A 12,510-nucleotide genomic window follows, 5' to 3' on the forward strand; every position below is an offset into this window, starting at 1 on the left:
ATGCGTTCCGCGCGCGCTGAGCAGACGGCCGGCTCCGGCCAGGACTGGTTGCCGTTGCTGCTGCCCGGAGGTCACCTCGAGTCGGTGCGTGCCCACGCCGGGCGGCTGGCCGAGTACCTGGACGCACGGGCCGACGTGCGGCCGGCCGATGTCGGCGCGGCATTGCGTGCGATGGCCGCCACCGGGCCGCACCGCGCCGCCGTCGTCGCCGCCGACCGAGCCGGCTTCGCCGACGGCTTGCGGGCGCTGGCGGCGGGCCGCGGAGCGCCCGGGCTGGTCGAGGGCGCCGCTCCCGGCGGGCCGGTCGCGTTCGTGTTTCCCGGCCAGGGCGGGCAGTGGCCCGGGATGGCGAGGGACCTGCTGGCCGAGTCCCCGGTGTTCCGGGCCCGGCTCGACGAGTGCGCGCAGGCGCTGGAACCCTTCTTGGACTGGTCCCTGCTGGAAGTGCTGCGCGATCCGGCCCCCCTCGACCGCGTCGACGTGGTGCAGCCCGCACTGTTCGCGATGATGGTGGCGCTCGCCGACGTATGGCGCTCCCAGGGGATCGAGCCCGCCGCGGTGGCCGGGCACAGCCTGGGCGAGGTGGCCGCGGCCGTTGTCGCCGGCGCGCTGTCGCTGGACGACGGCGCGCGGGTGGCGGCGCTGTGGAGCCAGGCCCAGGCGACGATCGAGGGCCGGGGCGGGATGGTGTCGGTGCGCGCGCCCGAGCAACTGGTGCGCGAGCGGTTGGCGGCCTGGCCGGACGCGCTGGTGGTGGCCGCGCTGAACGGGCCGGCCACGGTGCTGGTGTCCGGGGACACCGGAGCAGCCGGCGAGCTCGTGGCGGCCCTGACCGCCGACGGGATCCCGGCCCGCCGGGTGGCGGCGCGGCTGGCCGCGCATTCGCCGCAGATCGACGAGATCCTGCCGTCGATGCGGAGGGATCTCGAACCGATCCGGCCCCGGCCGCCGCGGCTCCCGTTCTACTCGGCACACCTCGGCGCCCGGCTGCCCGGGGACGAGGTGGCGCTGGACGCCGAATACTGGTGCAGTAACCTCCGCCACCCGGTGCGGTTCGAGGAAGCCACCAGGGCACTGCTCGCCGACGGCTGCCGGGTGCTGGTGGAAGTCAGCCCGCACCCGGTGCTGACCGCGGCGATGCAGGAGACCGTGGAATCCGGAGCGGTTCCGGCGACGGTGTGCGGTTCGCTGCGCCGCGACCAGGGAGACCTCCGCAGGTTCCTGCTGTCACTCGGCGAGGTGTACGTGGGCGGCGCCGAGCCCGGCGGCGATGCCCTGTACGCCGGCGACGCCCCGGCGCCGCCGGCTGACCTGCCCGTGCCCGAGGCGGGCACCGGGCAGTCCACCGCGGGCACTTCGCTGCGCGGTGAGCTGGCCGGCCTGGCGCCGGCCCGCCGGCAGGCGGCGCTGACGGAGCTGGTGTGCCGCGAGGTCGTCCTCGCCCTGGGCGAGGACGGGGCGGACGCGGTCGATCCGGACCGGCCCTTCCGCGATCTGGGGTTCGATTCGGTGACCGCGGTCGAGGTGCGCAACCGGGTGTCGGCGGCCAGCGGGCTGGCGCTGCCGGTCACCGTCACCTTCGACCACCCGACGCCCGCCGCGCTCGCCGCCGCCCTCGCCGAGCGGCTCTTCGGTCCTGATCCCGGCGCCGGTCACGATCCGGACCGGTTCGCGCCTGCCACCCAGGACCCGATCGTGATCGTCGGGATGGGTTGCCGGTATCCGGGTGGCGCCCACGGCCCCGACCGCCTGTGGGAGATCGTCGCGAGCGGCGCCGACGTGCTGACGCCGTTCCCCGCCAACCGGGGCTGGGACGTCACCGGGACCTACGCGCCCCAGACGGACCGGACCGGCCACTACTACCAGCGTGAGGCCGGGTTCGTGCACGACGCGGACCTGTTCGACGCCGACTTCTTCGGTATCTCGCCCCGCGAGGCCACCGTGATGGACCCCCAGCAGCGGTTGCTGCTGGAAACGTCGTGGGAGACGTTCGAACACGCGGGCATCGACCCGACGTCGGTGCGCGGCAGCCGAACCGGCGTGTTCATCGGCGCGATGACGCTGGAGTACGGGCCCGGCACGGGCGACGACACCGGCTTCGGCGGGTACGTGTTCACCGGCACCACCGGCAGTGTGCACTCCGGCCGCATCGCGTACAGCCTCGGCCTGGAGGGCCCGGCGGTCACCATCGACACCGCCTGCTCCTCGTCGCTGGTAGCCCTGCACCTTGCGGTGCAGGCGCTGCGCGCGGGCCAGTGCGACCTCGCCGTGGCCGGCGGCGCCACGGTGATGCCGACCCTCGGCATGTTCGTGGAGTTCTCCCGGCAGGGCGGGCTGGCCGGCGACGGCCGGTGCAAGGCGTTCTCGGCCGCCGCCGACGGCTTCGGTCTGGGTGAGGGCGTGGGCCTGCTGCTCGTGGAACGGCTGTCGGACGCCCGGCGCAACGGGCGCCAGGTGCTGGCGGTGGTACGGGGTTCGGCGGTCAACCAGGACGGGGCGTCCAACGGCCTGACGGCGCCGAACGGCCCGTCGCAGCAGCGGGTGATCCGGCAGGCACTGGCCGATGCCGGCCTGGCACCGTCCGAGGTGGACGTGGTGGAGGCCCACGGCACCGGCACGAGGCTCGGGGACCCGATCGAGGCCCAGACGATCCTGGCGACCTACGGGCAGGACCGCGAGCGTCCGCTGTGGCTGGGCTCGGTGAAGTCCAACCTCGGGCACACGCAGGCCGCGGCCGGGGTCGCCGGGATCATCAAGATGGTCCAGGCGATGCGGCACGGTCTGCTGCCCAGGACCCTGCACGCCGATGAGCCCACCCCGCACGTCGACTGGTCGGCCGGGGCCGTCCGGCTGCTCACCGACCCCACCCCCTGGCCGGACGACAACCGCCCGCACCGGGCCGCGGTCTCCTCCTTCGGCATCAGCGGCACCAACGCCCACGTGATCCTCGAAGCCCCCGGTGAAGCGGCGCCGGACGAGGCGCCCGGGGCGCCGTCCGATTCCGGTGCGACGCTGTGGGTGCTGTCCGGCAAGTCGGACGAGGCGGTCCGGGCGCAGGCCGCCCGGTTGCTGGAGTTCGTCGAGGCGGACCCGGCCCTGCGCACCGCCGACGTGGGCTGGTCGCTGGTCAGCTCCCGGTCGCTGTTCGAGCACCGGGCCGTGGTGGCGGGCTCGGGCCGGGACGAACTGCTGGCGGGCCTGAGGAGCGCGGCGGCCGGCGAGTCCGCGCCGGGAGTGTCGCGGGGCGTCGCGCGGCCCGGCGGCGTGAAGACCGTCTTCGTGTTCCCGGGCCAGGGCGCGCAGTGGGCCGGGATGGGCCGTGACCTGATGGCCTCGTCCGCGGTGTTCGCCGCGCGGCTGCGGGAGTGCGCCGACGCGCTGGCCCCTTACGTCGACTGGGATCTGGCCGAGGTGATCGGTGGCGCCGAAGGCGCCCCCGGGTTCGAGCGGGTGGACGTGCTCCAGCCGGCGTCGTGGGCCGTGGCGGTTTCGCTCGCGGCGCTCTGGCGGTCCTTCGGCGTCGAGCCCGCCGCGGTGGTCGGGCATTCCCAGGGCGAGCTCGCGGCCGCGGTCGTCGGCGGGTACCTCACCCTCGACGACGCGGCGCGGATCGTCGCACGGCGCAGCCGGATGATCGCCGAGGAGCTGACCGGGCGCGGCGGGATGCTGTCCGTGCTCACGAGCGTGGACTGGGTCACCGAAGCCCTGCGGCCGTGGGCGGGCCGCCTGTGGATCGCGGCGGTCAACGGGCCGGCCTCGGTGTCGGTCTCGGGTGACGCCGAGGCGCTGGGCGAGTTCGGCCGGGTGCTGTCGAAGGCGCGGGTCCATCGCTGGCAGCTGCCCGGGGTGGACTTCGCCGGGCACTCCGGGCACGTCGACGCCATCGAGGAACGGCTGCGCGCGGAGCTGGCCGACATCACCGCGCGACCGGGCGACGTGCCGTGGATGTCCACCGTGGACGGGCAGTGGGCCGACCCCTCCCGGGTGGACGCCGGCTACTGGTACCGCAACCTGCGCGACGCGGTCCGCTTCGGGGACGCGACGCAGGCGCTGATCGCGTCGGGCCACCAGGTCTTCGTCGAGGTCTCGGCACACCCGGTGCTGACCACCGCGATCGGCGAGGTGGCGGAGGCGCAGCAGGACCCGGGCGTCGCGGTGGCCGGTACGCTGCGCCGCGACGACGGCGGCGCGGGCCGCTTCCTCGCCGCGCTCGCCGAGGTGGTGGCCGCGGGGGTGGAAGCCGACTGGGCCGCCGTGTTCGCCGGCGCCGGCGCGAAGCGTGTGCCGCTGCCGACCTATGCCTTCCAGCGCAAGCGCTTCTGGTTCGACACCGCCGAGGCGCCCGCCGATGTCACCGCCGCGGGCCTGAGCCCGGCCGAGCACCCGCTGCTCGGCGCGATGGTGCCGTTGCCGCAGACGGACGGCGTGCTGTTCACGAGCCGGCTGTCGCTGCGGACGCACCCGTGGCTGGCCGACCACACCGTGCGCGACACCGTGCTGTTCCCCGGCGCCGGCTACGTGGAGCTGGCCGTCCGGGCGGGTGACAGCGTGGGCTGTGACCGGCTGGACGAGCTGACCGTGGACACCGCGCTGGTGGTGCCCGCCGAAGGAGGCGTACGGGTCCAGGTGGTGGTCGCGGACGCCGACGCGGACTCCCGCCGGAGCGTGGCGGTGTACGCGTGCCCCGACGGACAGGAGGTGTGGACCCGGCACGCCACCGGCGTGCTCGGCAGCGGCGTTCGCGCGGACGCGGACTTCGACGTCGTGACCGGGGTCTGGCCCGTGCCCGGCGCGACCGAAGTGGACACTTCGGGTTTCTACGACCGGCTGGACGCGGCCGGGTTCGGTTACGGTCCCCTGTTCCGGGGCCTGACCCGTGCCTGGCGCCACGGCGACCAGATTCTGGCCGAGGTCGGCCTTCCCGCGGACACCGGCGCGGAGGCGTTCGGCATCCACCCCGCGCTGCTCGACTCAGCGATGCGGACGGGAGACCTCGCCGGAATGGAGGGGCTGCCGGCCGGCTTCACCGACGTGGTGCTGCGGGCCTCGGGAGCGTCGAAGCTGCGGGTGGCAATGACCCGCACCGGGCCGGACGGGGTCGCGCTGGCCGCCGCGGACACCACCGGCCTTCCGGTGCTGTCGATCGGGTCGCTGACCGTGCGGCCGCCGGCCGCGCAGTCGTTGAGCGCGGGTCTCGGCGACGGCGCACTGGTGAAGCTGGACTGGCCGAGCATCACCGGCGCCGGTGATGCCGCCGCGGTGACGGGCCGGCTGGTGGTCGATCGTCCCGGTTCGATCGCGGCCGCGGTGGCGGCGGGCCCGCTGCCACCGGTGGTGGTGCTGCCGGTGTCCGGGGACCCGGACGCGGTCGTGGAATCCGTCCACGGCGTCACCGGGTGGGTGCTGGAGCAGGTGCAGCACTGGCTGAGCGACGAGCGGTTCGCCGCCACGCCGCTGGTTGTGGCGACCACGGGCGCGATCGCCGCCCTGCCGGGGGACACGGTCACCGATCCGGCCGCGGCCGCGGTGTGGGGCCTGATGCGATCGGCGCAGACCGAGAACCCCGGCCGGTTCGTCCTCGTCGACACCGACACCGAGCCGGACACCGCCGTGCTGGGCCGGATCCTGGCCGCGCAGGAGCCGCAACTGGCGTTGCGCGCCGGCCGGCTGCACGCCGCTCGTCTGACCCGCGTGAGCCCGGCCGACGGAGCGGGTCCGGTCCTGGACGGCGACGGCACGGTCGTGATCACGGGCGGCACGGGTGGCCTGGGCGGTCTCTTCGCCCGGCACCTGGTGACCGAGCAGGGCGTCCGGCACCTGCTGCTGCTCAGCCGGCGCGGCCCGGAGGCACCCGGCGCCACCGAACTGGTGGCGGACCTGGCGCGGCTCGGCGCCGAGACGACCGTCTCGGCGTGCGACGTGACCGACCGGCGAGCCGTGGCCGACGCGCTGGCGTCCGTGCCTGCGGAGCACCCGGTGACAGGTGTCGTGCACACCGCGGCGGTGCTCGAGGACGGGGTGATCGGATCGCTGTCGCGCGAACAGCTCGACCGGGTCCTCGCCCCGAAGGCCGACGTGGCCTGGTACCTGCACGAGCTGACCCGCGACCACGACCTGGCCCTGTTCGCGGTCTTCTCGTCCGTCGCGGGCCTCCTCGGCAACGGCGGGCAGGGCAACTACGCCGCGGGCAACGTATTCCTGGACGCGCTCATGCAGCAGCGCCACGACGCGGGACTGCCGGCTCTGTCGATGGCCTGGGGTCCGTGGACGACCGAGGTCGGCCTGGTCGGCAGCCTTTCCGACACCGACCTGCGGCGCATCGCGCAGTCGGCCACGCCGGAGTTGACGGTGGCGCAGGGCCTCGCGCTGTTCGACCGCGCGCTGCGCGCCGGTGCGCCGGCGCTGGGACTGACCCGGCTGAACGTGGCGGCGTTGCGCGCTCAGGCGGACGTGCCGGCTGTGTGGCGGTCCCTGGCCGGCGGCGCCCGGCGCCGCGCGGCCGACAACACCACGGACAGCCGGGACGGGCTGGGCACGCGGCTGGCAGGACTGTCCGACGTGGAGCGCCGGCGGGCGCTCGTCGATGTGGTGCGCGAGGCCGCGGCAGCGGTGCTGCGGCACAACGCGGGTACGCAGATCAGCACCACACAGCCGTTCAAGGCGCTCGGGTTCGACTCGCTGACCTCGGTCGAGCTGCGCAACCTGCTGCGGGCGAGGACGGGGCTCGCGCTGCCGACCGGTGTGGTGTTCGACTACCCGACCGTGGCCCGGCTGGCCGAGTACCTGTCCCGCGGGTTCGGGCAGGCCCCCGCCGCGGAGCCGGAGGCGCCGCCGACGGTGATACCGGCGCCCGTGGCCGACGACCCCGTCGTGCTGGTGGGGATGGCCTGCCGCTACCCGGGCGGGGTGACCGATCCGGACGGTCTGTGGCAGCTGGTCCTGGGGGAAGCCGATGCCATCACACCGTTCCCCGCCGACCGCGGCTGGGACCTCGACGCGCTGCGGGGCATCGACGGGCCCGGCCGCTCCGCCACCGACCAGGGCGGTTTCCTCGACGGGGTCGCCGACTTCGACGCGGCGTTCTTCGGTATCTCGCCGCGTGAGGCGCTGGCCACCGATCCGCAGCAGCGGCTGCTGCTGGAGATTTCCTGGGAGGCGCTGGAAAACGCGGGGATCGACCCCGCCGCGCTGGCGGGCAGCTCGACCGGTGTTTTCACCGGCGTCTACCAGTCCGGCTACGGCGATCTGGTCTCCCGCTCGCCCCAGAGCCCGCAGGGGCACCTGCTCACCGGCAACTTGGCCAGTGTGCTGTCCGGCCGGGTGTCCTACGCGCTGGGCCTGGAGGGTCCTGCGGTGAGTGTGGACACGGCGTGCTCGTCGTCGCTGGTGGCGATGCACCTGGCGGCGCAGGCACTGCGGGCGGGTGAGTGCTCGCTCGCGCTGGCGGGCGGGGTCACGGTGATGGCCGGCTCCGAGGGATTCGTGGAGTTCACGGCGCAGGGCGGCCTGGCCGCCGACGGCCGGTGCAAGTCGTTCTCGGACGACGCCGACGGGACCGGGTGGTCCGAGGGGGTCGGCCTCGTGGTGCTGGAGCGGTTGTCGGACGCGCGCCGCAACGGCCACGAGGTGCTCGCGGTGCTGCGGTCGAGCGCGGTGAACCAGGACGGCGCCTCCAACGGCCTGACGGCGCCCAACGGTCCCTCACAGCAGCGGGTGATCCGGCAGGCGCTGGCCGCCGCGGGACTGTCCGCCTCGGACATCGACGTGGTGGAGGCCCACGGCACCGGCACCCGGCTCGGCGACCCCATCGAGGCCGAGGCGATCCTGGCCACCTACGGTCAGGACCGCCCCGGGGACCGGCCGTTGTGGCTGGGATCGCTGAAGTCGAACATCGGGCACACCCAGGCCGCGGCCGGCGTGGGCGGTGTGATCAAGATGGTCATGGCCATGCGGCACGGCGTGCTGCCCAGGACCCTCCACGTCGACGAGCCCTCGGCGCGGATCGACTGGTCCCAGGGCAAGGTGCGGCTGCTGACCGAGGCGATGCCCTGGCCGGAGAACGGGCATCCGCGCCGGTTCGGCGTGTCCTCGTTCGGGATCAGCGGCACGAACGCGCACGCCGTCCTCGAAGCCCCCGTCGGCTCTCCGGCCGAACCCGCGACGGCCGAGCCCGCGGCGGCCGGTGCGGTGAGTGTCCTGGCCGACGGCGTGCCGTGGGTGCTGTCCGGGAAGTCCGAGCAGGCGCTGCGGGCGCAGGCGGCTCGGCTGCTGGAGTTCGTGGAAGCGGACCCGTCGCACAACGCGGTGGATATCGGCTGGTCGCTGGCCCGTTCGCGGTCGGCTCTCGACCACCGCGTCGTACTGGCGGGCGAGGACCGGGACGAACTGGTGGCAGGGCTGCGAGCGGTCGCGGCCGGCAACCCGGCCCCGGGAGCGGCGTGGGACACGGTCCGGCCCGAGCACCGGGTGGGCGTGCTGTTCCCGGGTCAGGGCGCGCAGCGGATCGGGATGGCGCGGGACCTCTACGACCGGTCCGCGGTGTTCGCGTCCACCGTCGACATGATCGCGGCCGAGCTGGATCCGTTGCTGGACCGGCCGTTGCGTGAGGTGATGTGGGGCCGGGACGCGGAGCTGATCAACGAGACGGGCTGGGCGCAGCCGGCGCTGTTCACCGTGGAAGCGGCCCTGTTCGAGGTGCTGCGCGCGTTCGGGGTGACTCCGGACTACCTGCTGGGGCATTCGATCGGTGAGATCACGGCCGCGTACGTGGCCGGGGTGTGGTCGCTGGCTGACGCCTGCCGGGTGGTGGCGGCGCGGGCGCGGCTGATGCAGGCGCTGCCTTCGGGCGGGGCCATGGCCGCCGTCGAGCTCGCCGAGGCCGAGGTCGCGGACCTGCTCCCCGAGGGGGTCTCGATCGCGGCGGTGAACACCGCCGGCTCGGTCGTCCTTTCCGGTCCGCGAGAAGACGTCGAGCGGGTAACCGCCGCCGCGGCCGGGCGTGGCGCCAAGGTGACGCGGTTGCGGGTGTCGCACGCGTTCCACTCGTCCTTGATGGATCCGATGCTGGCGGAGTTCACCGGCGTCCTGGAGTCGGTGGAGTTCCGGCCGCCGCGGATCCCGATCGTGTCGAACCTGACCGGCGAACCCGCCACCGAGGACCTGTGCTCGCCGGCGTACTGGGTCCGGCAGGTGCGCGGCACGGTCCGGTTCGCCGACGGGGTGCGACGGCTGGCCGAACAGGGCGTGACGGCGTTGCTGGAACTCGGCCCGGACGCGGTGCTGTCGGGGCCGGCGCAGCACAGTTGCGCTCCGGACACGGCGGTGGCGCCGATGCTGCGGCGCGGGCACGACGACGTGCTCACCGTGCTCGCGGCGCTCGGGCAGCTGTACGCGCAGGGTGTGTCCGTGGACTGGGCCGGGGTGTTCGCCGGCCGGGGCGCCACCCGCGTTCCGCTGCCGACCTACGCCTTCCAGCGGCAGCGGTTCTGGCCGGAGCCGGCCGCGGTCACGTCCCGGGCGTCTGCCGACCCGGCCGACGAGCGGCTCTGGACGTCGGTGGAGCACAGGGACGTCGAGGCACTGGCGGACACGCTCGGCCTCGACAGCGCCTCGGCCGCTTCGGTGCTGCCGGCACTGGCGTCGTGGCGTACGCGTCGCCGCGACGAGTCCACAGTGGACGGATGGCGGTACCGGGAGACGTGGAAGCCGCTGGGCAGCGCGGCACCCACGGCTCCGGCGCCCGGCCGCTGGCTGGTCGTGATACCGACCGGAACCGGTGACGACGCGGGGACCCGGGAGATCGTCGACGCCATGGGCGCCGAGACGCGGGTGCTCGAACACAGCGGACCCGATCGCGCGGCGCTCGCCCGGAAACTGAGCGAAGCCGCCGGTCCGGACGTCCGGGTGGCCGGCGTGCTGGCGCCGGTGGCGCTCGAGCCGGACACGGCGACCGGGCTGGTGTCGGTCACCGTGCTGCTGCGGGCGTTGCGGGACAGCGGTCTGTCCGCCCGCCTGTGGGTGGTGACGCGGGGCGCCGTGTCGATCGGGCACCACGACCCGGTGACCGCTCCGGGGCAGGGCGCGTTCCTAGGGCTCGGCCGGGTCGCCGCGCTGGAGGAGCCCGAGCTGTGGGGAGGTCTGGTGGACCTGCCCGGAACACCGGACATTCGCACCGCGCGCCGGTTCGCCGCCGCCGTGTCGGACTCCGCGGGCGAGGACCAGATCGCGGTCCGCTCCTCCGGCTGCTACGGTCGCCGGCTGGTGCACGCCCCGGCGAAGACCTCCGGTCCGCCGTCGTGGACGACGTCCGGGACCGCGCTGGTCACCGGAGGCACCGGCGGCCTGGGCGCGCGGACCGCCCGGTGGCTGGTCGAGCGGGGCGCCGAACACCTCGTGCTGCTGAGCCGGCGCGGACCGGCGGCCGAGGGCGCCGACGAGATCCGGCAGGAACTCGAAGCCGCGGGCGCGCGGGTGAGCGTGGTGGCCTGCGATGTGGCCGACCGCGCCGCGCTGGCCGAGGTACTGGCGGACCTGCCGGACGAATGGCCGTTGCGGACGGTGGTGCACGCCGCCGGGGTCATGGACGACGACGTGGCGCTGGCGGCGACGACCCCGGAGCGGTTCGCGCGTCAACTGCGGGTGAAGGCCGACGGTGCACGGCATCTGGACGAGCTGACCGGTGACCTGGACCTCGACGCGTTCGTGCTGTTCTCCTCCGGGGCGGCGGCGTGGGGCAGCGGCGGGCAGGCCGCGTACGCCGCGGGCAACGCCTCCCTCGACGCGCTCGCGCAGCACCGCCGTGCGCGGGGCCGGACCGCGACATCGGTCGCCTGGGGCTCGTGGGGCGAGACCGGCATGGCCTTGGGCCTGGCCGCGGCCGAGCGGGACGAACTGGACCTGCTGGGTGTCGTGCCGATGCGGCCCGAGCTGGCGATCGCCGCGCTGCAACGCGCGCTGCACGAGAACGACACGACAGTCGTCGTCACCGACCTCGACTGGAGCCGGTTCGCTCCGGTGTTCACCGCGGTCCGGCCGAGCGCTCTGCTGTCGGATCTGGCCGAGGTCGCCGAGGCACTGGGCGGCTCGCAGGTGGACGACGCGAGTTCCGAGGGGTCCGCGGCGCGGCTTGCGGGCCTGTCGCAGGAGCGACGGCGGGCAGCGCTGCTCGATCTGATCGGCACATCGGCGGCGGTCGTACTGGGGCACGCGGCCGGCACGCGGATCGACGAGGACCAGCCGTTCAAGGACCTGGGCTTCGACTCGCTGATGGCGGTCGAGCTGCGCAACCTGCTGCAAGCCGGCACGGGGACGAGCCTTCCCGCCGGCCTGGTGTTCGACTACCCGACCGTGAGCCGGCTCGCGGCGCACCTGGCCGGTCAGTTCGGCCAGGCCCGCGCGGCAGAGGCGGCCGCGGTGCCCGCGCTCGTCCCGGTCACCGACGACCCCGTCGTCCTGGTCGGCATGGCGTGCCGGTTCCCGGGCGGGGTGGCGGGTCCTGACGACCTGTGGCGGCTGGTCATCGACGAGACCGACGGCGTCACCCCGTTCCCGACCGATCGTGGCTGGGACCTGGACGAACTGCTCGGGACGGACGGCCTCGTGGAGGCCGGCGAAGGCGGTTTCCTCGACGGCGTCGGCGACTTCGACGCGGCGTTCTTCCGGATGTCGCCGCGGGAGGCGCTGGCGACCGATCCGCAGCAGCGGCTGCTGCTCGAAACCTCGTGGGAAGCGCTGGAACAGGCGGGGATCACGCCCTCGTCGCTGGCGGGCAGTCCCACCGGTGTGTTCGTCGGCGCCTACCAGACCGGCTACACCGAACTGGCGTCCCACTCCGGCGATCAGTCGCAGGGGCATCTCATCGTCGGTGGCGCGGGCAGTGTGATCTCGGGCCGGGTGTCCTACACGCTGGGGCTGGAAGGGCCGGCGGTGAGTGTGGACACGGCGTGCTCGTCCTCGCTGGTGGCGATGCACCTGGCCGCGCAGGCGTTGCGGGCGGGTGAGTGCTCGCTGGCGCTGGCGGGCGGGGTCATGGTGATGCCCACGCCCGACGCGTTCGTCGGCTTCACCGCGCAGGGCGCGCTGGCGGCGGACGGCCGCTGCAAGTCGTTCGCGGACGCGGCCGACGGGACCGGCTGGTCCGAAGGCGTGGGTGTGGTGGTGCTGGAGCGGTTGTCGGACGCCCGGCGCAACGGCCATGAGGTGCTCGCCCTGCTGCGGTCGAGTGCGGTGAACCAGGACGGCGCTTCCAACGGTTTGACGGCGCCGAACGGTCCGTCGCAGCAGCGGGTGATCCGGCAGGCCCTCGCGGCGGCGGGGCTGTCCGCCTCGGATGTGGATGTGGTCGAGGCGCACGGCACGGGTACGAAGCTGGGCGACCCGATCGAGGCCGACGCGTTGCTGGCGACGTACGGTCAGGACCGGCCCGAGGATCGGCCGTTGTGGCTGGGCTCGCTGAAGTCGAACATCGGGCACGCCCAGGCGGCGGCCGGTGTCGGCGGTGTGATCAAGATG

At 74.5% G+C, this 12,510-nt stretch carries 1 protein-coding gene (running past one end of the window); it reads left to right on the plus strand.

All coding sequences use genetic code 11. From position 1 onward, the window contains the following. Window positions 1-12,510, plus strand: partial view of a type I polyketide synthase gene (locus OHA86_RS35720; protein ID WP_329182089.1) — the 5' end (the start) only. 20,043 nt of this gene lie beyond the right edge of the window; only the first 12,510 of its 32,553 coding nucleotides appear in the window; its start codon is at window positions 1-3; its stop codon lies beyond the right edge, outside the window.

It is taken from the genome of Streptomyces sp. NBC_01477, from assembly GCF_036227245.1.
In the GTDB taxonomy this organism is placed as follows: domain Bacteria; phylum Actinomycetota; class Actinomycetes; order Streptomycetales; family Streptomycetaceae; genus Actinacidiphila.